At 34.1% G+C, this 26,210-nt stretch carries 25 protein-coding genes; 14 read left to right on the top strand and 11 right to left on the bottom strand.

Annotated elements, in window-relative coordinates; genetic code table 11:
• Positions 1-45 precede the first annotated feature (45 nt).
• From EZM65_RS10780 to EZM65_RS10765, 4 genes are all read left to right on the top strand, one after another.
• Complete coding sequence (locus EZM65_RS10780; protein WP_136668568.1) at positions 46-954, top strand: pseudouridine synthase; 909 nt, start codon at positions 46-48, stop codon at positions 952-954.
• A 42-nt stretch (positions 955-996) separates the two neighbouring features.
• Positions 997-1,359 (top strand): nuclear transport factor 2 family protein, encoded by a 363-nt coding sequence (locus EZM65_RS10775; protein WP_136668567.1) that lies wholly within the window; start codon positions 997-999, stop codon positions 1,357-1,359.
• A gap of 120 nt (positions 1,360-1,479) precedes the next feature.
• The gene (locus EZM65_RS10770; RefSeq protein WP_136668566.1) at positions 1,480-3,240 is read left to right on the top strand and encodes a DUF885 family protein; all 1,761 of its coding nucleotides are present in this window, start codon (positions 1,480-1,482) and stop codon (positions 3,238-3,240) included.
• Positions 3,241-3,330: 90 nt separating this feature from the next.
• Positions 3,331-6,072, top strand: a complete 2,742-nt coding sequence (locus EZM65_RS10765; RefSeq protein WP_136668565.1) for an AsmA-like C-terminal region-containing protein — start codon at positions 3,331-3,333, stop codon at positions 6,070-6,072.
• A 73-nt stretch (positions 6,073-6,145) separates the two neighbouring features.
• Here the strand turns inward: EZM65_RS10765 and EZM65_RS10760 are convergent, their stop codons facing one another.
• Entirely contained in the window at positions 6,146-6,649 is a 504-nt protein-coding gene (locus EZM65_RS10760; protein WP_136668564.1) for a CAP domain-containing protein, read from the bottom strand.
• Positions 6,650-6,922: 273 nt separating this feature from the next.
• Here EZM65_RS10760 and EZM65_RS10755 point away from each other — a divergent pair, with 273 nt between their 5' ends.
• The 3 genes from EZM65_RS10755 to EZM65_RS10745 are packed head-to-tail and all read left to right on the top strand — an operon-like array spanning position 6,923 to position 8,911.
• A complete protein-coding gene (locus EZM65_RS10755; RefSeq protein ID WP_136668563.1) occupies positions 6,923-7,828 on the top strand; it encodes an alpha/beta fold hydrolase in 906 nt (301 codons plus the stop codon).
• Positions 7,829-7,845: 17 nt separating this feature from the next.
• Positions 7,846-8,331, top strand: coding sequence for an RNA polymerase sigma factor (locus tag EZM65_RS10750; RefSeq protein ID WP_211196211.1), 486 nt, complete (start codon positions 7,846-7,848; stop codon positions 8,329-8,331).
• The gene (locus tag EZM65_RS10745) at positions 8,318-8,911 is read left to right on the top strand and encodes a hypothetical protein (RefSeq protein WP_136668562.1); all 594 of its coding nucleotides are present in this window, start codon (positions 8,318-8,320) and stop codon (positions 8,909-8,911) included. The genes EZM65_RS10750 and EZM65_RS10745 overlap by 14 nt, the downstream gene beginning before the upstream one ends.
• Positions 8,912-8,963: 52 nt before the next feature.
• Here the strand turns inward: EZM65_RS10745 and EZM65_RS10740 are convergent, their stop codons facing one another.
• Both EZM65_RS10740 and EZM65_RS10735 read right to left on the bottom strand, forming a co-directional pair.
• The gene (locus EZM65_RS10740) at positions 8,964-9,578 is read right to left on the bottom strand and encodes an N-acetylmuramoyl-L-alanine amidase (protein WP_136668561.1); all 615 of its coding nucleotides are present in this window, start codon (positions 9,576-9,578) and stop codon (positions 8,964-8,966) included.
• A gap of 167 nt (positions 9,579-9,745) precedes the next feature.
• The gene (locus EZM65_RS10735; RefSeq protein ID WP_136668560.1) at positions 9,746-10,405 is read right to left on the bottom strand and encodes a hypothetical protein; all 660 of its coding nucleotides are present in this window, start codon (positions 10,403-10,405) and stop codon (positions 9,746-9,748) included.
• 77 nt (positions 10,406-10,482) lie between these two features.
• Between EZM65_RS10735 and EZM65_RS10730 the strand changes: the two genes are divergently transcribed.
• Positions 10,483-11,280, top strand: a complete 798-nt coding sequence (locus EZM65_RS10730) for a DNA/RNA non-specific endonuclease (protein ID WP_136668559.1) — start codon at positions 10,483-10,485, stop codon at positions 11,278-11,280.
• Positions 11,281-11,283: 3 nt separating this feature from the next.
• Here the strand turns inward: EZM65_RS10730 and rodA are convergent, their stop codons facing one another.
• From rodA to purH, 6 genes are all read right to left on the bottom strand, one after another.
• Complete coding sequence (rodA, locus tag EZM65_RS10725; RefSeq protein ID WP_136668558.1) at positions 11,284-12,540, bottom strand: rod shape-determining protein RodA; 1,257 nt, start codon at positions 12,538-12,540, stop codon at positions 11,284-11,286.
• A 3-nt stretch (positions 12,541-12,543) separates the two neighbouring features.
• Positions 12,544-14,502, bottom strand: a complete 1,959-nt coding sequence (gene mrdA / locus EZM65_RS10720) for a penicillin-binding protein 2 (protein ID WP_136668557.1) — start codon at positions 14,500-14,502, stop codon at positions 12,544-12,546.
• Between the two features lie 2 nt (positions 14,503-14,504).
• The gene (locus EZM65_RS10715) at positions 14,505-15,011 is read right to left on the bottom strand and encodes a rod shape-determining protein MreD (protein WP_136668556.1); all 507 of its coding nucleotides are present in this window, start codon (positions 15,009-15,011) and stop codon (positions 14,505-14,507) included.
• Positions 15,004-15,834, bottom strand: a complete 831-nt coding sequence (gene mreC, locus EZM65_RS10710; protein WP_136668555.1) for a rod shape-determining protein MreC — start codon at positions 15,832-15,834, stop codon at positions 15,004-15,006. Before mreC ends, EZM65_RS10715 begins: the two co-directional genes overlap by 8 nt.
• A 71-nt stretch (positions 15,835-15,905) precedes the next feature.
• A complete protein-coding gene (locus EZM65_RS10705) occupies positions 15,906-16,934 on the bottom strand; it encodes a rod shape-determining protein (RefSeq protein WP_136668554.1) in 1,029 nt (342 codons plus the stop codon).
• Between the two features lie 144 nt (positions 16,935-17,078).
• Positions 17,079-18,611: a bifunctional phosphoribosylaminoimidazolecarboxamide formyltransferase/IMP cyclohydrolase gene (purH, locus tag EZM65_RS10700; RefSeq protein WP_136668553.1), complete on the bottom strand. Its 1,533-nt coding sequence runs from the start codon at positions 18,609-18,611 to the stop codon at positions 17,079-17,081.
• A gap of 129 nt (positions 18,612-18,740) precedes the next feature.
• On the opposite strand from purH, the gene EZM65_RS10695 reads away from it, so the two are divergent.
• Positions 18,741-19,997: an ABC transporter permease gene (locus EZM65_RS10695; RefSeq protein ID WP_136668552.1), complete on the top strand. Its 1,257-nt coding sequence runs from the start codon at positions 18,741-18,743 to the stop codon at positions 19,995-19,997.
• Between the two features lie 49 nt (positions 19,998-20,046).
• Here the strand turns inward: EZM65_RS10695 and pepE are convergent, their stop codons facing one another.
• Positions 20,047-20,754, bottom strand: coding sequence for a dipeptidase PepE (pepE, locus tag EZM65_RS10690; RefSeq protein ID WP_136668551.1), 708 nt, complete (start codon positions 20,752-20,754; stop codon positions 20,047-20,049).
• Positions 20,755-20,859: 105 nt separating this feature from the next.
• On the opposite strand from pepE, the gene EZM65_RS10685 reads away from it, so the two are divergent.
• The 5 genes from EZM65_RS10685 to EZM65_RS10665 all read left to right on the top strand — a co-directional run bounded on the left by EZM65_RS10685 (position 20,860) and on the right by EZM65_RS10665 (position 25,509).
• A complete protein-coding gene (locus tag EZM65_RS10685; RefSeq protein ID WP_136668550.1) occupies positions 20,860-21,612 on the top strand; it encodes a hypothetical protein in 753 nt (250 codons plus the stop codon).
• Complete coding sequence (locus EZM65_RS10680; protein ID WP_371683002.1) at positions 21,609-22,106, top strand: DUF6702 family protein; 498 nt, start codon at positions 21,609-21,611, stop codon at positions 22,104-22,106. Before EZM65_RS10685 ends, EZM65_RS10680 begins: the two co-directional genes overlap by 4 nt.
• 60 nt (positions 22,107-22,166) lie before the next feature.
• Positions 22,167-24,413, top strand: coding sequence for a M1 family metallopeptidase (locus EZM65_RS10675; RefSeq protein ID WP_136668549.1), 2,247 nt, complete (start codon positions 22,167-22,169; stop codon positions 24,411-24,413).
• 140 nt (positions 24,414-24,553) lie between these two features.
• Positions 24,554-24,901 carry a twin-arginine translocase TatA/TatE family subunit gene (locus EZM65_RS10670; RefSeq protein WP_136668548.1) on the top strand — a complete coding sequence of 116 codons (348 nt, stop codon included), beginning with the start codon at positions 24,554-24,556 and terminating at the stop codon, positions 24,899-24,901.
• Positions 24,901-25,509: a phosphatase PAP2 family protein gene (locus EZM65_RS10665; RefSeq protein WP_136668547.1), complete on the top strand. Its 609-nt coding sequence runs from the start codon at positions 24,901-24,903 to the stop codon at positions 25,507-25,509. The genes EZM65_RS10670 and EZM65_RS10665 overlap by 1 nt, the downstream gene beginning before the upstream one ends.
• Here EZM65_RS10665 and EZM65_RS10660 read toward each other — a convergent pair.
• Complete coding sequence (locus EZM65_RS10660; RefSeq protein ID WP_136668546.1) at positions 25,468-26,109, bottom strand: O-methyltransferase; 642 nt, start codon at positions 26,107-26,109, stop codon at positions 25,468-25,470. The two genes, EZM65_RS10665 and EZM65_RS10660, sit on opposite strands and share 42 nt — an antisense overlap.
• Between the last annotated feature and the right edge of the window lie 101 nt (positions 26,110-26,210).

The raw sequence follows: 26,210 nt of genomic DNA, 5'->3' as shown, positions 1-26,210 counted from the left end.
TAGATAAAGCTAATTTAATCAGTATATTTGCAAAAAATAATTGTGATGATTAACGGAAGAGGAAATAATAAACGCAATACTTCAGGTAAATCCAATGCTGGCGGCAAACGTCCCAGCTCAGCTGCAAAAGCAGGATTTAAAAAAGGAAATACAAGTGCCAAACCTGAATTTGGTAAGGTGAAACCTGAGTTTGGTAAGACAAAATCATTTGATAAAAAACCTAAACCTATCAAATCTCTTGAGTCTGAAGAAATCAGATTAAACAAATATATTTCTAATTCCGGAGCTTGTTCCCGCCGTGATGCTGATATTTATATCCAGTCAGGAAATGTTAAAGTAAATGGTGAAGTGGTGACTGAAATGGGTTACAAAGTAAAACCCGGTGATGTGGTAAATTTTGACGGCTCAGTAGTAACTCCTGAAAAGAAAGAATACCTGTTGTTAAACAAACCAAAAGGTTTTACGACATCTAAAGAAGAAGATATGCACGCAAATAACGTTTTGGATCTTATTCGTGGTGCTTCTAAAGCCAAATTACAGCCTGTGGGAAGAATGGATAAAACCACAACGGGATTGTTGTTGTTTACAAATGATTCTGACATGGTTAGAAAGTTTACACAGCCTAAACAGCGTTCTGCTAAAATTTATCAGGTTACTTTGGATAAGAATTTAAAATTTGAAGATTTAGAGAAAATTACCAAAGGGTTGCATATAAACGAACATAAAATTTTTGTAGATGAGGTTTCATACATCGAAAATGAACCAAAATCAGAAATAGGTTTGCAAATCAAAACGTCAAATGTAAAAGTAGTACGTTCTATTTTTGAACATTTAAACTATAACGTTTTAAAGGTTGACCGAGTTGTTTTTGCCGGTTTAACAAAAAAGAATCTGCCACGAGGTAACTGGAGATTTTTAACAGATCAGGAAATTATCAATTTAAAAAATATATAATACATACAATCCCGAAATCTTCGGGATTTTTTAATAAAAATTATGACACCGGAAAATTTACAGTCTATCGCCTTTAGATGGTTTGAAGCTTTTAATAATAAAGAACTGGAGAAATTATTATCATTGTATGATGATGAAGCAAAGCATTTTAGCCCTAAGTTAAAAATCCGCCAGCCAGAAACCAACGGATTGGTAATTGGTAAACAGGCCATGCGTGAGTGGTGGCAGGATGCTTTTGACAGATTGCCAAGCCTGCACTACAAAGTAACTTCGTTAACGGCAAATACCGACAGGGTTTTTATGGAATATATCAGACAGGTTGATGGGGAAGATGATATGCAGGTGGCTGAAGTTCTTGAAGTAAGAGACGGAAAAATAATAGCGTCAAGAGTATATCACGGATAACTTAAAAAGCTTATTTGTATAAAGCCTTTAGACTTAATAAAATGTTAAGTTTAAAGGCTTCTTTATTTTAAACTCAATCAATTTTAGTAGTTTTACTACTAATCATTTTAAAATCAAACTATGAAAAAAGCAATTCTTTTAACAGCTGCGCTTCCATTTTTGTTTGCAAGTTGTAAAAAAGACTCAAAATCAGGAGACTTTGCAACCATAACAAAGAATTATTTTAAAGAAAAAAATGAATTGGAACCATTGAATGCCACACTTAACGGGCAAAACGAATACAATGATCAGTTTGTTTTTGAAATGACCGATTCCTACCGTAAAAAACAGGCTGATTTTTTCGATAAGTATGAAACGGAATTATCAGGAATTGATGCTGAAAGTCTTTCACCTGAGGAAAAAATCAGTTACGAAATTATTAAATGGGAAACGGCAATAGGTAAAGATTTGCTTAAAACAGATAATAATTTAATGCCAATACACCAGTTTTGGGGAACTCATTTAACAATGACGCAGTATGCCAGCGCAACTGCTGCACAACCATTTAAAACAGAGCAGGATTACCATAACTTTTTAAAAAGAATGGATGCTTACAGTGTTTGGATTGATTCAGCTATGGTGTACATGAAGAAAGGAATGGCTAAAAAAATGGTGCTTCCTAAAGCTTTAACCATAAAATTGATTCCACAATTTGAAGAGCAAATTACACCTAAAGTTGAGGATAATATTTTTTATACCTCAATTAAAAGCCTTCCAAATGATTTGTCTATTGAAGTAAAATCGTCTTTAAAAAATGATTATGCTTCAATGATTAATAATAAATTGATGCCTCAGTATAAAAAGATGGTCGATTTCCTGAAAAAGGAATATTTGCCGGCTTCCAGAAACACCAGTGGTATAGGCAACATTCCCGGTGGAAAAGAAATGTATTCTGTTTATGCAAAACAATGGACAACAACTACAAAAGCACCTGAAGAAATTCATGAGTTGGGTTTAAGTGAAGTAGCCCGTCTTAAATCTGAAATGGAGAAGGTGAAAGAACAGGTTGGGTTTAAAGGAACTATAGTTGAATTCTTTGATTACGTTAGAAATAAAAAAGAATTAATGCCTTTCAAAAAGCCGGAGGAAGTCATTGCCAATTTTGAAGCGATCCACAAAAAAATAAAACCTAATGTGGATAAATTATTCTCTTTACAGCCTAAAACTCCATTTGAAGTCAGAAGAGTAGAAGCATTCCGAGAAAAAACGGCAAGTGCTGAGTATGTGCAGGGAGCTGCTGATGGTTCACGTCCTGGGGTTTTTTATGTCCCAATTCCTGATGTAGCGAAATACAATTATTATGGAGATGAAGATTTGTTTTTGCATGAAGCAATACCTGGACATCATTTCCAAATTTCTCTGCAACAAGAAAATAAAGAATTGCCTGATTTTAGAAAATTTAATTGGTTTGGCGCTTATGGTGAAGGCTGGGCTTTATATACAGAAAGTTTAGGGAAAGAATTAGGACTTTATGAAGATCCGTATCAATACTTTGGAATGTTAGGCAATGAAATGCACAGAGCTATCCGTTTAGTGGTGGATACAGGACTGCATTCTAAAGGATGGACACGTGAACAAGCTATTAAATATTCTTTGGAAAACGAAGCCGAAAGTGAAGCTAGTATAATATCTGAAATTGAACGATACATGGCTATACCAGGACAAGCACTATCTTATAAAATAGGTCAATTAAAATTAATTGAACTTAGACAAAAAGCCCAAAATCAAATGAAGGATAAATTTGATATTAAAGTCTTTCATCAAAAAGTTTTAGAATCAGGTGTAATGCCTTTGGCACTCTTAGAATCAAAAATTAATGATTGGACAAAAAAAGGGAATTAATTCCCTTTTTTTGTTTCTATTTTCTTAACTTAATATAAGAAAATACTTAGTCATAGAATAAAGTAATATTCATTTATATAGAACAAATTAATGATGGTAAAAATTGTAATACGAACATTGAAATACATTGGAATAACTTTTTTTTCCATCTTGTTATTAATGTTCATACTCCCAAAGCTTTTTCCAGGAAAAATAGAAGAAGAAATTAAATTATTTGCGAATAAAAAATTAAATGGAAAGCTTAATTTTAAAGAAACAGAGCTTTCTTTTTTTAGCCATTTTCCCTCTTTAACGCTTACATTGACCGATTTTTCATTAAATGGTTCTGCTCCTTTCGAAGAGCAAAATTTAGTCAAAGCTGAAAATATTTCTTTTGGGGTTAATTTAAAAAGTCTAATCTTCGATAGTACTGTAAAAATAGATGAGATATATGTATCAGATGCAGAGATAAATGTATTGGTAAATAAAAATGGACAAGCTAATTATAATGTTTATGTTGCCAGTCAGAAATCTGAAAAGAATAAAGATTCTAAAGAAACTTCTTTAAAATTAGATCGTATTCAAATAGAAAATACGCATTTGACCTATAATGATGAGTCAATTAAAATGGCTATAAATGCTGTTGGATTTAATTATTTGGGGAAAGGCGATTTTGATAGTGCTATCTTTGATTTAGTAACTGAAGCTAAGATTGACTCCTTTGATTTTATGTTTGGAGGTGAAGACTATCTTAAAAACAAGAAAATTAATGCTGATTTGATTACTCAAATAAACACTAATTCCTTGGCTTTCATTTTTCAACAAAATAATTTGGTAATTAATCAATTGCCAATCGATTTTAAAGGGAAGCTAAACTTTTTAAAAAACGGATACGATATTGATTTTAGCGTAAAGTCTACTAATAGTAATTTGTATGATTTTTTTACTGCCTTACCTCCTCAATATGTGAAATGGCTTGAAAAAACTGAAATTAAGGGAAAAACAGATTTGCTTCTTACTTTGAAAGGGGAGTACAATGTAGAACGTAATAGTAAACCTGACCTAGCATATCAAATGAAGATTAGGGATGGATTTGTTAATTATAACGCCTCAAAAAATCCTGCTTCGGGTTTAAGTTTAAATTTATATACCAAATTACCTTCACTTGATGTAAACAAATTGTTAGTCAAAATTTCTCCTTTGTCTTTTAAAATGGGGAAGGATTATTTTAATGCTCAAATAGAAACTTTAGGGATAGATAGTCCTTCAATAAAAGCTAAAATTAATTCTGATCTTGATCTAAAAAAACTACACGATGGAATTGGTATTCAAAATGTTGATTTCTCGGGTAAATTGATAGCTAATGTGACGGCAAATGGAGTATATGATAAAAAAAATAGATTGTTTCCAGTAACTAAAGGGAATGTTGTTTTGCAAAATGGAAGTTTAAAAACGGCATGGTATCCTAATCCTATAACAGCTATAAATCTAACGGCAAATATTAACGATGCTACTGGGAATTATAGTGATTTAAAAGTGAAATTTACTCCAGCTTCGTTTGATTTTGAAGGAAAGAAAATAAATGTAAATGCGTCTCTTGAAAATTTTGATGATGTACTTTACGATATTAAAGCCAATGGTGAAATTGATTTAGGAAGAGTGTATAAAGTTTTTACACAAGAAAATCTGGATATTAAAGGTATTGTAAAAGCTAACTTGTCACTCAAAGGGAAACAAAGTGATGCTGATAAAGGGAGATATAATAAACTTGAGAATAGTGGAACGCTGTTTTTGAAAGATATTACCTTAAAATCAAGTTATCTGGCAAAATCATTTGTTATTAATGAAGGTTTGTTTTCTTTTAATCAAAATAAAATGAATTTTAAAAACTTTTTGGCTACATATGGGCAGTCTGATTTTAGAATGAATGGGAATATGCAAAACGTGATCAATTTTGTAATGTCTGATAAAGCTATTTTAAAAGGCGAATTTAAAGTTGAGTCTAAATATTTAAATGTTGATGAGTTTACGGCAAGTAATCCAATTTCAAGTACTACTTCAAAATCAAATAGTTCAAATAATGGTGTAGTAATTGTTCCACCCAATTTAGATTTTAGTTTATTGACAAATTTTAATAAAGTAAATTTTGAAGGTTTGTCTATAAATGGGCTTACTAGTTATCTTTCAATGCATAATGGAGAAATGAATTTAAAAAATACTGGTTTCGATTTAATAGGTTGTAAGGTAAAGATGAATGCGACCTATAAGAATTTGAATACTAAGAGGGCAAAATTTGAATATCAAATCATTGCTAAAGATTTTGATGTAAAAAAAGCATATACTGAGGTGAAGATGTTTAGAGATATGGTTTCTGCAGCTAAGTCAGCTGAAGGTATCGTGTCACTTGATTACAAAGTGGCAGGTTACCTTAATGAAGAAATGAAACCTATTTATCCTTCTTTAAATGGAAAAGGGATTTTATCAGTTAAGAATGTAAAAATGAAAGGGTTTAAATTATTTAATGCCATCAGTAAAACCACAACCCATGAAGGTATTAAAAATCCAGATCTTTCAGAAATAGATATCAAAAGCAGTGTTAAAAAGAATATTATGACTTTAGAACAATTTAAGTTCAAAGTTGCTGGTTTCAGACCCAAAATAGCTGGTCAGACTTCATTAGATGGTAAATTGAATTTGAAAATGCGTTTAGGTTTACCGCCTTTAGGAATTATAGGAATTCCACTAAAAATTTCAGGTACACAAGATAAACCAATTGTGAAGATCACCAAAAAATATGAAGATTTGGAAGAGACTAATTTTGATGAAAGTTCTGATACTATAAAAAGTAATTAAAAAACCGCCTCAGTTGGGGTGCTGAGGCGGTTTTAAAAATCAAATAAAACAAACTAACTATCAAACAAATTGATTATTTAAACATAAATAGGTTTGTGTAATATTTTTTTCCTTCAGCATTAGCTCTGATTGCTATTCCGAAGTGAGTATAATTTCCTTCAATATTAGATCTGTGACCGTCACTTGCCATCCATGCATTGAAAACACTTTGCGGACTAGAGTAGTTGTATGCTACATTTTCACTGACATTCTTAGCTCCTAAATTTTTGGATAAAGCTTCAAATCTATCATAAAAATTATCGTGTGAAGGTTTCCCTTCCTGAATCATATATTTGTCATGACTTTCTGATATGGTTGAGATATAATCAACTTTTTCTAAAGCATTTAAGCCTTTGCTTACTCTGTAATTGTTTATTAAAGCCAAAACTTCAAGCTCTTCTGAGGTGTAGTTGAATTTTGCATTTACCTGTGCAGGTGCTGTTGATTGATTTGGGGCAGCTTCTTCCTTTGAACATGACATAAATGAAAAAGATAATAATAGTAAAAGAGCGATTTGGGGCAAAGATTTTTTTATCATAGTTTGTGTTTTTTAATTGTGTTACTTGTTCATTGTCAAATTATTAACCCGTTTTGACATGACAACATTACAAACTTTTTCGATAAACTAACAAATAAAATCGATGAAATGCACTATTTATATTATTTTGAAAAAAAATACTTACAATATAAATATTTAAATAACTGACAAACAACTATTTAAAAAAAATAATTAAAAAAATATTTGTTTTTGTAACAATTGATTTCGGTTTGTATCAAAAGAGAAAATAAACCAACTAAAAAAGCAATAATTATGAAAACAATGATTCATCAAAACAGAAAAAAAATCTCTAATAATTTTAGTGGAAAAGCAATCATCTTAGTATTGGCAGTTCTTGCATTTGCAAACGTTTTTGGGCAGCAAAAATCTTTTGAAGTAAAAGTAACCGGAAAAGGCAAGCCGGTAATTTTAATCCCGGGTTATTCATGCAGCGGGGAAGTATGGAATGAAACTGTAGATCATTTAAAAAATAAATATCAGTTACATGTTGTCACAATTGCTGGATTTGCAGGCGCAAAACCAATTGAAGACGAAGAAATATTGAAAACGGTACGTGACGAAATCATCCAATATGTAAAAGTGAATAAATTGAAAAAACCAATGCTGATAGGCCACAGTTTGGGAGCTTTTATGACATTGTGGTTGAACAGCACAACACCGGAATTATTCGGGAAAGGAATTTGTGTTGACGGCCTTCCGTTTGTATCAGCAATAGGTAAGCCGGAAACCAATGCGGAAACACTAAAAAAGCAGCCTCAGTTTAACAGGGAAACGGTAATCAATAATTTTAAGTCACTGCCGGCTGAAGGTTATATCAAAAACATGACCAGAGCAATGATGTATCAGGTAAGTGATTCAGTTCATGCTAAAAAAATTGCTGAATGGAGTTTTAAAAGTGACAGAACTACTTTGGGAAGTACAATTGTTGAAATGTCAACCACAGATCTGAGACAGGAAATAGCAAAAATAAAATCACCTATACTTGTAATGGCCAGTATTTTTGGAACTAAAGAAGTGAGTGAAAAAGAATACAACGCACAGTATGCTTTACTGAAAAACAAAATTATTAAAGTTGCTGACAGCAAGCATTTTATTATGTACGATCAAAAGGACTGGTTTTTAAATGAAATTGATTTATTTTTAAATTCAAAATCATAAGCAAACCAAGAAATTAAGTGGAAAATCAGTTCAAACAAATTTATGCCGATTATTCTCAAAAGGTACACCGTCTTTGTTTAGGGTACACAGGTGATGCAATGCAAGCTGATGATTTGCATCAGGAAGTATTTATCAAAGTCTGGGAAAATCTGCCTAAGTTTAGAGGAGAGTCACAGGTAAGCACCTGGGTTTATAGAATTGCAGTTAATACTTGTCTGTTGTATTTACGGGATGCTAAAAAGAGAAATAATGTCGATATAGAAAAAAGCGCCTTTAAATTAAGTGAAGAAACTAATGATAAAGAATCTCAAATTCAGCTGTTGTATAAATGCACAAGCGAATTAAATGAAACCGACAGACTTATTATAACCCTTATGCTGGAAGAGGTGCCGTATGCTGAAATTGCTGCAGCCACTTCAATATCAGAAGGTAATTTACGGGTTAAAATTCATAGAATAAAACAACAATTAAGCGAAATCTATTCTAAATATGAAAGACTTTGACAACATAATGGATGTATGGAAACAGCAGAAGGAAGTCCAGATTCCGGATGCAGATACAATTATCCTGAAAGCTAAAAAAGAACGCAGCACATTTGCCAATAAAATTATTTTTCAGGTTATTACACTTTTACTGACTATTGTGGCAATAGGATGGGTGGTTTCAGTCATAGACTTTAAAATGAAGACGACTTACATTGGTTTAGGTTTGATGTTTTTGTGTGTTTTTGGATTTTCAGTAATTCGCTTATATCAAATGATACAGCTTAAAAAAATCGACTTTACGCAAAAACCTTCGTTGACACTTGTTGAATTGGAAAAATCATTTGCTTTTCAGCAGTTTGTCGGCAGTAAAGTAAGTCTGTTGTATTTTATTTTTCTGAATCTGGCGTTTGTGTTTTATTTTATAGAAGTGATGCAACCAATGAAAGTATTGCTTAAATCGGTTGTTATTATTGTATACGTAGGCTGGATGATGTTTGCTTATTTCTATCTTGGAAAAAAACAAAAGAAGAAAGAAAATGAAAGAATCCAAAAAATGATTGATTCAATAAAAGCATTGGAATCTTCTTATGAAGAATAAAAAAAAAGCACTCTTTTGAGTGCTTTTTTTGAGACTTTTAATAATATAAATATTATTTAATCTGGGATATAAATTCGATTACAGCTTGCGCAACCTTGTCCTGATTTTCCTCAGAAGTTATTATTTTTCTGTCTGCATGGTTTGAAAGATAACCTATCTCAGCCAGAATAACAGGGCATTTGGATTTTTTCAAAATGAAAAAAGGAGCCGTTTTTATGCCGTTTGATAGCAGACTTGTTTTGTTTGTCAGAATTTGTAAAAATTTAGCAGCAAATTCTTCTGATTTTTTGGTGTGTTCCAAATCTTTCGGGATAAAAACTTCAGCACCATTTGATGTTGGGTTTTTGATGGAATTTACATGTAATGAAATTACCAGATCGGGATTTATTTCGTTTATTTTTTGAACACGGTCAGCTAATGTGATTACTTCATCACCGTTTCTGGTGAAAAATAATTCTATATTTTCATTAGTATTTATGCTCTTTATTTTGTTGATAATTGAAAGAGTAAGGTCTTTTTCACTGATACCGTTTTCGGTTGCTCCAAAATCTATTCCGCCATGACCGGCATCAATAACTACCCTTATTTTCTTGGGGTCATTTGAATTGAAAGAAAGTAAAAGAGTGAGGCTTAATGACAGGGCAATGATTTTTAGAAGCTTTTTCATGAAAGTTGTTTTTTAGTTATTAAATTCTAACGATTTTTTTTGTGTTGTAGTATAAAGCTTATAAATATACAGGATTTTAATTCATTTATTCTATTGGAATAATCTGTTTCATAAAAAAACGAGGGAATATTTCTGTATAATAATTCCCTCGTTAGTAATTGTTTGATTTATAGTTTTTCAGCTTCTCTTTCAGCTTTTTTTACCTTTTTGCTTTGTTCGGCAGCTTTCTCTTTTTTCTTTTCTATTTTTTCATTCCATTTTTGAATGTCATTGGGAGAAAGATTTCCTTTTTTATTTTCTTTGTCAAACTTTTTCTGTTCTTTTTCTACATCTTCATTTAATTCATCCTGTTTTTCTCTTGCTTTAGCCAGATCTTCTTTAGCCTCTATTGCTTTTTCTCTCTGTTTTTCGGCTTTCTTGCGTTCTTTTTCAGCTTTTTCTCTTTCCTTCTCCATTCGTTTTCTTTCCTTTTCCATCTCTTTCAGCTTTTTCTCTTCGGCTTTGGCTCTCTTTTCTTCAGCTTTGACTTTTTCTTCCTCGAGTTTTATGGCCTTCTCTTTTTCTTTTTCAGCTTTTAATTTTTCTTTTTCTGCTGCTTTGGTCGCTTTTTCAGCTTCTTTTTGAGCTTTTTCTGCTTCAAGAGCTGCCAGCTTTTCTTGTCGCGCCGCTTCTTTCTGAGCTTGTAGCTCCGTTGCTTTTACTTTAGCAATCGAATCCTGACGTTTTAAAGCTATTTCCTTTTCAGCAGCTGGCATAACCGGTTCCTGCGCAAATGCAACCAGTCCTGAAAAAGTAACTAAGGCTGCAATCAATAATCTTGTCTTCATACACTTACGATTTTAATTTCTATTGTCTAAACGAGTTAACTATATTTGCCTACTAAAATTACAATTATTATTTTAAAATGAAAAAAGTACGAAAATATTTATTTGTATTTTGCATACTCTTTTGTTTTTCGTATTGTAAAAAAGAGGCTAATAATAGAAATGTATCGGTGACCGATAATTTTGTGTCTTCAACTGTTTCTTCCAAATATTATCTTCCATCTTCAACGACATCCGTAATAGTAAGACATAAATTTTATACATTATCATATAGTGAAAAACACGAGCAGGCAGAGTGGGTTGCTTATGAGTTAAAGAAATCAGATGTTGTGTATACGAATTTCCGGCGCCCTTTTTTTATAAGTGACCCGGCTGTAAAAACAGGTTCTGCCGGTTGGAAAAATTATATCCGTTCAGGATATGACCGCGGTCATTTATGTCCGGCGGCCGACAGGAAATTTTCTAAAGAGGCTTTTAATGAGACTTTTTATACTTCCAATATTTCGCCGCAAAAAAATGATTTTAATGGCGGGGTGTGGAGCCGTCTGGAGCAGAAGACACGTTATTGGGCAAAAAAATACGATGGTTTGTATGTAGTTACAGGAGCAGTCCTGACCGGGGATTTAAAAAGCATTGGTAAAGAAGGAGTATCAGTGCCTGAATATTTTTATAAAATACTATTGGATAATAACAATGGTAATTACAAGGCTGTTGGTTTTCTGGTGCCGCACAAGGAATCTAATATGCCATTATACAAATTTGTTGTACCGATTGATAAAATTGAAAAACTTACGGGTATAAATTTCTTTCCAAAATTACCTGATGCAGTAGAAAACAGAATTGAAGTTAAAGCTGATTATAAAGATTGGAGCTTTTAAACCTTACCATTCGTTTACCTTATTGGCATCCATTTTTAAGAATACAAACAGCAAAATTGTGAAAGCCCATAAACTTGAACCTCCGTATGATAGAAAAGGCAGTGGTACACCAATGGTTGGGAAAATACCCACAACCATAGATATATTTACAAAGTAATGCGTAAATAAAATCGATGCCACACCATAGCCATATACCCGGCTGAATTTAGTTTTTTGATTTTCTGCCAGATATAATACTCTTAGCAATAAACCGGCAAAAAGAAGTACAACAAGTGCTGAACCTGCAAACCCCCATTCTTCTCCTACAGTGGTGAAAATATAATCCGTATGCTGCTCCGGTACGAAATTCCCCTTTGTCTGTGTGCCTTCCAGCCATCCTTTGCCTATCCATCCGCCGGAGCCAATAGCAATTTCCGATTGGTTTGTGTTGTACCCGATACCAGCCATATCCACTTCTTTTCCTAATAGGATATTAAAACGGTCGCGGTGGTGCTGCTGGAATACATTTTCAAAAACATAATCAACAGAAATCGTAAAACCGGCCATTAATAGAAAAACCACACTGCTGGCAATTATGTTCCGGTTGATTAATCTGGATCTTAAATAATGAATGATAACCCCGGTAAGCGAAATCAGGATTACATATTGCGGTTGGAGCATTAGTGACATTATAAATAATACAATTGCACCAAAACCTGTCCATAAATACCATGAAGGCAGTCCTTCACGGTTTAGAACCAAAATCATTAAAATGAAAATAAGTGCACTACCTGCATCGGGCTGTAAAATGATTAAACCTACAGGGATGATAATAATTAACAAAGCAATCAGCTGATGATTGATGTTTTTTAAATTAACCTGACTGTCACTTAAATATTTTGCTAATGCCAATGCTGTGGCTGATTTGGCAAATTCTGAAGGCTGGAGTGTAAAACTTCCGATGGCATACCAGCAGCGCTGACCGGCAATTGTTTTTCCGAATGGAAATAAACCTATTAATAGAATGAGAGTAACGCCGTAAATTATACTTGAAAAACGTTCGTAAAATTTGGCATCAACCGTGAGTATAATGACAATCAGTAAAACTGTAAAAGCAATAAAAATCAATTGTTTCCCGTAGTTTTGAGTAATGTCAAAAATATAGGTTGTATCAGGAGTACTGTCAGCAGAATAAATGTTTGCCCAGCCAATTAAAACCAGCAACATATAAATTAGAACAGTAATCCAGTCTATATTTTTTCTTACACTCTGATTTTTCATTTATTAATTTGTTGTTGTTTGTGTATTGGTTTGAACTCCTGCTTTTTTAATCGAATCAAGCTTCTTTTTTGCTTTGACCCTGTCTGTAGAGTCTTTACGCAATTTTACTTTGTACATCGAATCAATGTATTTTCTTGTGAACTTATTGTATTCGTGCTGTAAACTTCTGTTTATGATATTTTCTTCACGATACTTGTTGGTTATTTTTCCTTTTAGATATTTTTCAATCATTAAACTTGTGATAGGGCCAGCTATTGTTGCTCCGTATCCTCCGTTTTCTACAAATACTGCAATTGCTATTTTTGGATTTTCTTTAGGTGCAAAAGCCACAAAAATAGAGTGGTCCTCCAGTTGTACTTTTTTACCGTTAATTCTGGCGAAATTTTCAGCAGTACCGGTTTTACCGCAGATTTCAATTCCTTCAACACCTAAAAAATAGGCAGTACCGGTTTTAAATACTTCGGCTAGACCCTCAATTACAGGTTTATAATGTTTAGGATCTATTGACGTAACATGCTTGGTTCTGAATTTCTCGTCAATTTGTTCTCCTTTCATTTTTTTGATGATGTGAGGAGTGTAATAATAGCCCCGGTTAGCAATGGTAGCCATCATGTTTGCTAATTGGATAGGTGTCATTAATACCTCACCTTGTCCTATTGAGTTGGATACAATAGCCGTAGAGCGCCATCCACCGTTAGGATATATTCTTTCGTAAGTTTTGGAAGTTGGTAAATTACCGCGACGGCCAGTAGGTAAATCATAACCCATAAATTGCCCGAGTCCGAATGTTTTTAGATGGTCACTCCATGCATCAACACCAATGGATGGCGTTTTAAAGTGATCAATAGTACGCATGTAGGTGTTCCCAAAATATGCATTACAAGATTTTGCAATTCCCATATGAAGTTTTCTCACACCACCACCACAATGGCAACGCATAAAACGACGACCATAACTAAAACCTCCTCTACAGGTAAAAGCTGTTGATGTATCAATCACTTTTTCCTGTAAACCTACAAGCGCGGTCAGTATTTTAAAAGGTGATCCGGGAGGGTATTCGGCTAGCAGTCCTCTGTCATACAGCGGTTTTGCCAATGAGTCATTGTAAAGTTTAGTGTAGTTTCTTGAACGCTGACGGCCAACAAGAATTGCCGGATCGTACGTAGGCGCGGTTACCAGACATAAAATTTCACCTGTTTTAGGTTCAATCGCAATAATCCCGCCACGTTTGTTTTTCATTAACAGTTCGCCATATTCTTGTAATTTTGAATCGATGGTTAATGTTATGTCTTTACCTTGTATGGCAATTGTGTCAAACTTTCCTTCCTTAAAAGATCCCATTTCTCTGTTAAAACGGTCACGTTGAATGTGCTTAACACCTTTCTGGCCTCTCAGAATTTCTTCATACATTTCCTCAACCCCTTGTTTTCCTAATAAATCACCGCTTTTATAGTAAGGATTTTTTTTGATAATTGCTTCATTGGCTTCTGTTATAAAGCCAAAAATATTTGCACCATTATGGAATTGGTAATCTCTAAGTGAACGCTTTTGAATATAAAAACCGTCAAATTTTCGCTCTTTCTCCTGAAATGCCGCATATTCCATTTTGTTTAACTGCCCCATAAAAACAGAAGGCAGTAAAGGAGAATATACTACCGCTTTTTCTAATCTTTTAGAAAAATCTTCTTTTGTTATGCTTAAAAGTTTACAAAATTCCAGAGTGTCAAGGTTTTTGATTTCCCTTGGAACTACCATGATATCATAAGAAGGTTGGTTGGCTACTAAAAGTTCGCCGTTTCTATCATAAATATAACCTCTTTCAGGATACTCGTATTTTATTTTGATTGAAATATTTTCTGATTTAAGCTTAAGCTCCTCATCAATAATTTGTAAATAAAAAAGCCTTGCTATGATTAAAATAGCAGAAACTATAATCATACCAGGAAGAAGTAACTTTCTCATTTTTAGCGTTTACTGGGCTTGAATAAATATATAATAATGATACTGACTATTAACGTGAAAACAGTCGATAAAAGTGTCCGCAACAATACATCTAAAATAAAGGCGAATTTGAAGAACTCCAGCAAAAATAATACCAAATGATGTGTAATGATGGATATAAAAATAAAGCTGAATCTTTCAGGCGATAAACGGTCGTTTATTTTTATGGTCTGGTATTCATAACTCAAACCAAAAGAAAATTTGAAGAAAGAAGGTCTTAAATAAGCTAAAACTAATGAAGCGGTTGCGTGTACTCCTCCTGAATTAGCAAAGTAATCTACAGATAATCCCAATAAAAAGCTGGCAATCAGCAAACCTGCACGGTTTGAATTAACAGGATATAATAAAATAAATAAAATATAGGGATATGGATTGATATACCCAAACAAATCAATATTGTTGAATACCACTACTTGAGCAACAACAAGCAGTACAAATCGAAAGAGATTTAATATCAGGGTACTATTCATTTTTCTTTACAGTTTCGGCTTCCAATTGATTGATTTCTGCAGCTTCTTTATTTTTTATAACATAAACGTGATTCAGGTTTGTCATGTCTGTAAATAAACGTACGTCTAATGTATAATAATTTGTTTCTGTATCAGTGTAAATGCGGTCAATGATTCCTACCGGTATGTTTTCAGGGAAAATGGTTGAACGGCCTCCGGTTACAATAGTGTCTCCTTTTTTAACCGATGCCAGTCTTGGAATTTCTACCAATTGTACATAACCGGCATTTTTTGCTTTCCAGATCAGTGAGCCAAAATGATTTGTTCGCTTAACCTTTGCATTGATTTTTGATTTGATATTTAAAACACTGATAACTGTTGCGTATCTAGGGGATATTTTTTCAACAACACCTACAATCCCTTCACTGCTCACGACTCCCATATCAGGTCTTAAGCCTTTAATAGCTCCTGAATTGATAGTTAAATAGTTTTCGGTTTTGTTGTACGAATTGTTGATGACCTTCGACTGAATTACCTCTAATTTGTCGTATCCTTTTACAGAATCCTTAGGCAGTGTTGAAGTACTGTCTTTTTTATTAAATAATAACTTACGCAGATAGGCGTTTTCTTTGGCTAATTTGTCATTTTCATCCCTAAGGCTGAAATATGTCTGTACCTCGTTTACTTCTTCATATACGGTTCCGGTTACTGCATTGGCAGAATTTACCATCTGGCTTCTATGGTAAGAGTGGGATTGTATGGTTAACGTTAATGAAGTTGCCAAAAGCAGCAAAAACAGCAACCTTGTGCTGTTTTTTATAATAAAATTTATGATTTGCTGCATCGTAAAAAATTAGAAATTTTCTAAGTTATAAATTTCCAAATCCCAAACTGTAATTTGTAATTTGGGTTTTGTTATTTAATAAGTATGCTTCTGTATTTGTTTAAATTTTTAAGAGTCATACCAGTTCCTCTTACAACTGCTCTTAACGGGTCTTCAGCAATGAAAACCGGTAAGTCTGTTTTTTGTGAAATACGTTTGTCCAAACCTCTTAACATAGATCCTCCGCCTGCAAGATAAATACCTGTGTTGTAAATGTCGGCAGCTAATTCAGGAGGTGTTTGTGATAAGGTTTCCATAATCGCATCTTCAATACGCTGGATAGATTTGTCCAATGCTTTTGCAATTTCTCTGTATGAAACTTCAACCTGTTTCGGCTTGCCTGTTAACAGGTCTCGTCCTTGTACCGACATATCATCCGGCGGTGAGTCCAAATCTTCAGTAGCGGCACCGATTTCGATTTTTATTTTTTCAGCAGTGGTTTCACCAACAAATAAATTATGCTGTGTTCTCATGTAATAGATGATGTCATTTGTGAAAACGTCACCGGCAATTTTAACCGATTTGTCACAAACAATACCGCCTAAAGCAATAACTGCAATTTCTGTTGTTCCCCCGCCTATATCAACAATCATGTTTCCTTTAGGCTGCATGATATCCAAACCTATACCGATAGCGGCTGCCATAGGTTCGTGGATCAGATAGACTTCTTTTCCGTTTACGCGTTCTGCCGATTCTTTTACGGCACGCATTTCCACTTCTGTAATTCCTGAAGGAATACATATAACCATGCGTAAAGCAGGTGTGAATAATCTTTTTTGCAATGCAGGAATGCTTCTGATTAACATTTTAATCATTTGTTCCGATGCATCGAAATCAGCAATTACTCCATCTTTTAACGGACGGATCGTTTTAATATTTTCGTGAGTTTTCCCTTGCATCATATTTGCTTCCTTACCTACGGCAATAATTTTTCCGGAAATGCGGTCGCGTGCAACAATAGAAGGACTATCGATAACAACTTTGTCGTTGTGAATGATTAGCGTATTTGCGGTACCAAGGTCAATTGCAATGTCCTCGGTCATGAAGTCAAAAAATCCCATATATCCTATTGAGGGTTTTACTAAGTTTTTACAGTATATTCAAACGCAAAAGTATAAAAATTATTTGGTTTTATTAAAAATAAAAATCGTGTTAAAACAATAAAGTCTTAACACGATTCAAAAATGTATTGAAATTTTTCTTTTTTAGTGTTTGAAATGACGTACGCCTGTAAATACCATTGCCATTTTGTTGTTGTTGCAATAGTCAATGCTTAAATCATCTTTGATGGAACCACCAGGCTGGATAACTGTGTTAATCCCTGCGTTTTTAGCAATTTCCACACAATCAGGGAATGGGAAAAAAGCATCACTCGCCATTACAGCTCCGTTTAAGTCAAATTCAAATGATTTAGCTTTTTCAATAGCCTGTCTTAAAGCGTCAACTCTGGAAGTTTGTCCGGTTCCCGATGCACACAATTGTTTGTTTTTTGCTAAAACGATAGTGTTTGATTTTGTGTGTTTGCAAATTTTCGAAGCAAATAATAAGTCTTCAATTTCCTGATCTGACGGTGATAATGCTGTAGCTGTTTTTAAAATTTCTTTTGAATCAGTTATTAAATCTTTGTCCTGAACTAAAGTGCCGTTTAAACAAGTGCGTACCGTTGTTTTAGGTAATTCAACTTCGTTTTGAACTAAAATAATTCGGTTTTTCTTTTCTTTTAAAATTTCAACTGCTTTTTCGTCATAGCTTGGAGCGATAATTACTTCGCAGAAAAGTTTGTTTATTTCTTCAGCTGTTGTAGCGTCTATATTTCCGTTAGCTATTAAAACACCTCCGAAAGCTGAAGTCGGGTCACCGGCTAATGCATCCAGATATGCATCTTTCATGGTTGGTCTTGTAGCCACACCACAAGCATTATTGTGTTTTAAGATAGCGAATGTAGGAGCGTCATTTTTAAATTCCGACATTAAATTTACGGCCGCATCAACATCTAATAAGTTATTGTATGATAATTCTTTTCCGTTTAATTTGTTGAACATTTTTTCTAAATCGCCAAAGAAATATCCTTTTTGATGAGGGTTTTCTCCGTAACGTAATACCTCGCCTTTGGTTTCGCTTATTTTTAATACTGCTTCTTCCTGATTTTTGTTGAAATAATTAAAAATAGCCGAATCGTAATGGGAAGAAACATTGAATGCTTTTGCAGCAAAAGTTTTTCTTTGTTCTAAAGTTGTTGCTCCGTTTTGAGCGGTGATAATATTTAAAAACAACTCATATTCGTTTACAGACGGAATGATTACTGTATCGTTGAAGTTTTTAGCACCGGCGCGTATTAATGAAATACCTCCGATGTCAATTTTTTCAATAATATCTGCGTCGCTTGCTCCTGAAGCAACAGTTTTTTCAAAAGGATATAAATCTACAATTACTACATCTATCTGCGGGATTTCATATTCCTTCATTTGGATAACGTCTGATTCGTTGTCCTGACGGTTTAAAATTCCTCCGAAAACTTTTGGGTGTAAAGTTTTTACTCTTCCTCCTAAGATAGAAGGGTAATCAGTAACTTCTTCTACAGGGACTACAGGAATTCCAAGATTTACAATAAATTCTTCTGTTCCGCCGGTAGAATAAATAGTTGCGTTTTGTTCGTGAAGCTTTCTTACAATAGGTTCAAGGCCTGTTTTATCGAACACTGAAATCAATGCCGATTTAATGGTTTTTGTAGTATTCATTGTGTTGTTGCGATTTAAGGTGCAAAAGTAATTTATTTTTATGCCTTTTTCAAATAAGAATTTATAAATACTGTAACAAATTATAAGTTTTTGCTACCTATTTTGATAAATACGAAATCCAAAAGTTGTATGATAATCTATTTGCGATTGCTAAAAGAGAGTTTCAGTTTTGCCTGGAGTGCTTTGCGGAATAATAAACTGCGTACCTTATTATCCTTGCTGGGTGTTACAATTGGTATATTTTCTATAATTGCGGTACTCTCTGCAGTAGATTCTCTGGATAGAAAGATTAAAAAGGATGTGGGGAGTTTGGATAATAGTTCTATATATATATTCAAATACTCATTTGCGCCGACTGATGTGCCTGACTGGAAAATTGAACAATTTCCACACGTTGATTTTGAGGAGTATAAAATGCTGAAAGAAAGCGATGAGGATTTGGAGCATGTTTGTTTTCAATATTTTACAGGCAGAGAAAATATTAAGTTTGAAGACAAATCAATAAGTTCTGTCAATGTCACGCCGTGTACCTATGAATATATTGAAATAGATAAATTGGATTTTAGGGAAGGACGTTTTTTTAATGAAAAGGAATCTAATTCAGGTGACAATCTAATTGTGATAGGTTATGAAGTGGCTAAAACATTGTTTGGGGATACTTCGGCAATTGGTAAAGACATCCGTTTGTATGGGCAGAAATTTAAGATTGTGGGTGTGCTTAAAAAAATTGGTGACAGAATGATAAGTTTTGGTCCCAATCCGGACAACACTGTTTTTCCTAATCTAAACAAGATACGTTCGTTATATGGAGAGAACAGTGATAAATTTTTACCTGTTATTATAGTAAAGCCCAAAAAAGGAATCGAAGAAGATGCCGTTAAAGGACAGATTGTTCAGAAGCTGAGAAGCAGCAGGGGGTTGAAAAGCGGACAAATCAATAACTTCTTCATTAATTTTTTAAAAGGAGCAACAGATATGCTCGATAACCTTATTGGGCAAATGAATCTAATAGGATGGATTATAGCCGGATTTTCGCTTTTAGTTGGTGGTTTTGGTATAGCAAACATCATGTTTGTTTCGGTAAAAGAACGTACCAATTTAATTGGAATTCAAAAATCACTGGGGGCAAAAAACAGGTTTATTCTGCTGCAGTTTTTATTTGAAGCGATAGTACTTTGTGTAATAGGAGGAATTATTGGTATTTTTCTGGTGTGGATAATTTCAATTGTGCTGACAAATGCTTTGGATTTTGATTTTGTATTGAGTGCATCCAATATTATTTTTGGAACATTTCTTGCGGCGTTCATTGGGTTGCTGGCAGGGATAATTCCGGCAATTTCGGCTTCAAAATTAGATCCTGTTGAAGCTATCAGAAGCGGAATGTAGTTTTTTTGTAAAATATTTAAAAGTGGCTGTGTAAAAAACAGCCACTTGTTTATTGTAAGAAATTCAAATTTTCACCCGGCGCCATCTCTACAGGGAATTCGCCCGCTCTGAACAATCGTGCGGTAAGTTCGCCTCTCAAAAAGACATCGTCATCATAGGCTTCCAGCCAACTTCCCTCACGTAATCCCAATACCGGTATTGTGCTTAGTTTGTGAAACTCATTTATTCTGGTTTCTCTGGTTTCGCCCATGTGTGTGGATCCTTCAATAGGATCTAAATAATGCGGGTTTAAATTGAAATTAATAAAACCCAGAGTATCGAAACTCGGAGGTAAAACAATAGGCATATCATTAGTAGTATTCATAGTCTTTCCGCCTATGTTGCTCCCGGCGCTTGTTCCTAAATAGGGTGTCCCGTTTTGAATCGCATCTTTTAATGAATCAATTAAATTGTACTCATATAGTTTAGAAACCAATAAAAAAGTATTGCCGCCTCCAGTAAATATGGCTTCGGCTTTTTGAATAGCTTCAACTGGATTGCTGAATTCATGGATTCCTTTTACGCTGATGCCGATACTTTGAAAAGCCTGACCGACTTTTGCAGTATAGTCGTCGTATGAAATACCGCTTGGCTGTGCATACGGTATAAATAATAAATTTTTTACACCTTCAAAATGTTTTACTAATGTTGGAAGTAAATATTCTAAATAACTGCCTTCGTATAAAGTCGAAGTACTGGCTAAAATAACTTTTTTCATTGTAATGGATTTGTTTTCAAAGATACAGAATTAACAAATTTTTACCAGTGTTTTAATACTTTGTTGGCAAACATAAATTTTATTTTTACCGTCAATCAATAAACTATGCTAAGAATTGTACTTTTTTTAATGTTTTTAAATTTTAACCTGTATTCTCAAAACCAAAAAATTAACGGAATTGTTGAGTCGGATTTGGGTGTTCATGACGGTGTTTTGGTCGTAAACAGGACCAATAAGCAAAATACATTTACATCAAACGGAGGTCAGTTTGTAATTGAAGCAGATCCGGACGATGTTTTGGTGTTTTCGTCACCTAAAACAGAGCCTTTGGAAATCAGACTGAACAGTAATTCATTCCGCCAGAATCCTTTGAAAATTAAAGTCAGGGTAAAGCCTAGCGAACTGGCTGAAATTAAAATCGTGGATATTTCTGCCAAAAGACTGGGAGTGGTTGATAATAGTGTTAAAACTTATACTCCCGCAGAGCGGAAATTAAGAACGGCAGGCACATTCAAATGGTATAGTCCGCTGTTGATTCCTTTTGGAGGGATGAGTGTTGATGGATTGATAAATCAGATTTCAGGAAGAACCAGCCGTCTTAAAAAAGAAGCTAAAATTGAAAGAAATGAATTTAATCTGGCTAAACTAAAAACAACTTTTCCTGAAGATTTTTATATAAGCACTTTAAGTATTCCGCCTGATTATATTGAAGGTTTTTTGGTTTATGCTTCGGAAAATCCTAAAGTGGTGCAATGTTTGAAGGAAAAAAATAAAAATGTATTACGGTTTGCTTTGACTGATTTGGCTTTTCAGTATAAAGAGTTGATTAGCACAGAAATTAATACCTTTGAAAAATGATGAAACGTTTTTTTTTATTTAGCAGTCTTTTGTTTTTGATGGTCTCGTTTGAGGCACACAAATTTTATGTTTCCATATATCAGATTGATTATGCTTCTGAAAAAAAGATGCTTCAGATAACTTCCAGAATTTTTGTAGATGATTTGAATAAAGTGCTTTCTGAAAAATACAATTCCAAAGTGTTTTTAGGGGAAAAAGAAGAATCTCAAAAAGATATTGATCTGCTGAAAAAATATATGGCTGAAAAATTTAAAATAAAGGTCAACGGTAAATACAAAACAATCAATTTTGCCAATAAAGAAATGGAAGGCAATGTGCTTATTTGCTATTATAATTCAAAAGATGTGGCAAAAATAAAAGTATTGGAAATTGAAAATACAGCGCTCTTGGAATTAAATGATGAACAGCAGAATATTATCCATACCAATTATAACGGGGTTAGAAAAAGTATGTTGTTTTCAGGGTCAAATGTAAAAGGAATGTTAAAGTATTGATAAAAAATATAAGACTCCTGAAAAAGATTTTATTTTTAGCGCGTTCAATCGATAAAAAAAATGAAAAAATTTAAATTCTTTGCTGTTTTCTTTTCTTTGAGTGCAGCAGTTTTGGCACAGAACAATCCATCAAAACCTAAACAGGAAGGGCATACTGATCAAAGTAAATTCCGTCAGATGTATGATTTGATGGCTACTCCCAATATGTACAGAACGGCTTCGGGTGCACCGGGACCGGAATATTACCAGCAGCGTGCGGATTATAAAATTGATATCGAATTGGACGATAAGAATGCACGTTTATCCGGTGTGGAAACCATTACATATACCAACAATGCAAAAGAATCTTTGGATTATTTGTGGATACAGTTAGACCAGAATTATTTTGCAAAAACATCCAAGTCTCCGTTGGTGAAGAGCGAAAGGATAGACCCTGCTATAAGCACAGGAGCCTTTTCGCGGATTTACATGGAAGAAAAATTTGACGGAGGTTTTAAAATAGATTATGTTAAAGATGCATTAGGGCAGCCGGTCTCCTATACGGTTAATGAAACCATGATGCGTATTAATTTAAAAACACCTTTGGCAAAAGGAGAAAAATTCGTTTGTACTATAAAGTGGTGGTACAATATAGGGAACTATATGGTTGATGGCGGCCGTAGTGGCTATGAGCAGTTTCCTGATGGTAACAGATTGTATGTATTGGCTCAGTTTTTCCCTAGAATGGCTGTTTATAATGATGTGGAAGGATGGCAGAATATGCAGTTTTGGGGACAAGGAGAGTTCGCCTTGCCGTTTGGTAACTATGAAGTAAATATTACAGTACCTTCAGATCATATCATGGAAGCAACAGGAGTGCTTCAAAATAAAGCTGAAGTTTATACACCGGCGCAGATGCAAAGATATTTACTGGCCGAAAAAACTTTTGATAAGCCGGTTGTTATTGCTACCCAACAGGAAGCGGTAGAGCGTGAAAAAGGCAGGTCAGATAAAAAGAAAATATGGAGATTCAAGGCGGAAAACGTTCGTGACTTTGGTATTTCCACTTCGCGTAAGTTTATCCTGGATGCGATGGCAGTCCAACTGGGTGGGAAAAACGTGATGGCAACATCTATATATCCTAAAGAAGGAAACCCGCTGTGGGAACAGTATTCTACCAGAATTGTGGCTCATACATTAAAAAGTTATTCATCACATACATTTGATTATCCTTATCCTAAGGCAGTTTCTGTAAATGCACAGGATCAGGGAATGGAATATCCTATGATTTGCTGGAACTTTGGGCGTCCGGATGAGAAAGGTGTAACTTCAGATAGAACAAAATATGGAATGATGGGGGTTATTGTCCATGAAGTGGGGCATAACTTTTTTCCTATGATTGTGAATTCAGATGAGCGTCAATGGACCTGGATGGATGAAGGACTGAATACTTTTCTGGAATATCTGGCAGAAATTGAATGGGAATCGACTTTTCCTGTAGACAGAGGGCCTGCTAAATTAATAGTGCCTTACATGAGCGGAGAGCAGGCCTGGCTGGAACCAATCATGTCAAATTCGGAAGCGATTAAGCAGTTTGGTAACAATGCCTATGGTAAACCTGCTGCCGGATTAAATATTTTGCGTGAAACCATTATGGGACGTGAATTGTTTGATTATGCGTTTAAAACATATGCCAACCGTTGGAAATTCAAACACCCAACACCTGAAGATTTTTTCAGAACTATGGAAGATGCATCGGGTGTGGATTTAGACTGGTTTTGGAGAGGATGGTTTTATACTACCGACTATAATGATATAGGGGTAAAAGAAGTAAAACAGTTTTATGTTTCAAATGAAGAGCCTTCAAGCTATAAAGCCCAGGAAACAACCCGCCGTAACCGTTTTAGAAATTCCGGACCTAAAGTGTATATGGTAGACAGTGCCAGTGCCGATTTTAAACCTGAAATGAATAAAACATTCGAGGTGAAGGAGGTTAAAACTTTGGACGAATATATTACGGCTAATTTTAATGAAGAGGAAAAATCTAAATTAGAGTCTCCTAAATATTTTTATCAGGTTACTTTTGATAAACCGGGAGGATTGGTTATGCCGCTTTTGGTTGAAATTACTTTTGAGGATGGTACAACGGAAAATCATAAATTCCCAGCTCAGATATGGTTGAAAAATGATAAGGAAGCTTCAAGAGTTTTTGCAACAAAAAAAATTATCAAAAAAATAAAAGTAGATCCAAAAGAAGAAACAGCCGATGTAGATACTTCAAACAACTCTTGGCCTAAAGAGGAAGTTAAGTCAAAATTTGAACAATAATAATTAGTTGTTAAAGCTTGTCATTTTGAGCAAACATTAAATCAACTGGATTTTAGCTCTTAATGACAAGTTTTTTTATTTCCTTAACGGTTATAAAAATTATTTCTGATTACCTTTGTAGGGTAAAAAACAGAATCATTATGTTTGGAATAGGAGGAGGCGAATTAATACTTATCATCTTCATTGCGTTGATGCTTTTTGGATCTGAAAAGATTCCTGATATAGCTCGTACTTTAGGTAAAGGAATGGCGCAGCTGAAAAACGCTACCAATGATATTAAATCGGAAATACAAAAAAGTTCTACAGGTCAGGAATTGACTCAACTGACAAACGATTTCAATAAAGAAGTGGAAGGTATCAAACAAAATGTTCAAAATCGGATTTTACAGGATGCACCAACAGAGAATCCTTTGGATATCACTAAAGAAATCAATGAAGTAAAAGAAAATTTTGAAGATTTAACCGGACCTATTAAACGCCAGATGTAATGCTTGAAAAACTAATTCAGCTTGATAGAAATTTACTTGTTTTTTTAAATAGCCTGGGTTCTGAACAATTTGATCCGTTTTGGCTGTTCATTACCAAACAACTGCATCTAACACCTTTTTTTATCGTTATACTTTATCTTGTGCATAAAAAAACAGGTGGTTGGAAGCATTTTTTAATTATTGTTGTAACTATTGCTTTACTGATCACGGTTACCGATCAATTTACCAATCTTGTAAAAAATTCAGTGCAGCGTTTAAGACCTTGTAATGAGCCGGCAATCAATTCAATAATAAGAATAGTTAAGAGCAGCAGTTCATTCAGCTTTTTTTCAGGTCATGCAGCAAACTCAATGGCAAGTACAGTGGTTGTGTTTATGATTTTGAAAAAACATTACAAATATGCCTTCTTACTTTTCTTATTCCCTTTAATTTTTGCTTACAGCCGTATTTATTTGGGATTGCATTACCCTCTTGATATTCTTACCGGTTATACTGTGGGAGCAGTTTTTGGGTATGTGTTTTATAATTTGTATAGAAAGGTATCGCTGAAATATTTTTCTGAAATATTACAAAACCCTACTGACAGTCAACCCATCGCGAATAGGTAATAAAACAGTTTCTACCCGTGGGTCGTCTTTAAGCAGTTGGTTGTATTCGAGTAAGACTTTAGTGCTTTTGTCATTGGCTTTTACTTCTTCAAGTACTTTGCCGCTCCACAACACATTGTCAGATAAAATCACCCCGCCTTTGTTCATCAATGGAACAATCATATGGAAGTAATTGATGTAATTTTCTTTATCGGCATCAATAAAAACCAAGTCAAACTTTTTATTCAATGTAGGAATTATATCCAAAGCATTGCCTAAATGCTGATGCATTTGATTAGCCCATGTTGACTGGTTGAAATATTTTTTTTGGAAATCAACCAATTCTTCATTGTTGTCAATAGTATCCAGTTCACCGTTTTCAACAAGACCTTCGGCAAGACAAAGTGCTGCATAGCCTGTATATGTTCCTATTTCAAGAATATTCTTCGGGCGGATTAACTTGGAAAGCATGCTCAAAACGCGACCCTGAAAATGACCGCTCAGCATTCGGGGCTGTAAAATCTTCTGGTGTGTTTCTTTATTTAAACGGGCTAATAATTCAGGTTCATTCTCACTATGATCAGCAACGTAATTTTCTAAATCTTCTGAAATAAAATGCATATACTTTAAAGTTTTTGTCATCTCGAGCGGAGTCGAGAGACAAAAATACAAATTACAGAACGGATAATAAAAAAAGCGGGAACTTTTACTTTCCCGCCTTT

Origin of the sequence: Flavobacterium sp. H122 (genome assembly GCF_004959765.1) — a bacterium.
Lineage (GTDB): Bacteria > Bacteroidota > Bacteroidia > Flavobacteriales > Flavobacteriaceae > Flavobacterium.
The sequence above is the reverse complement of the archived record's forward strand: the minus strand, read 5'-3'. Positions and strand labels throughout refer to the sequence as shown.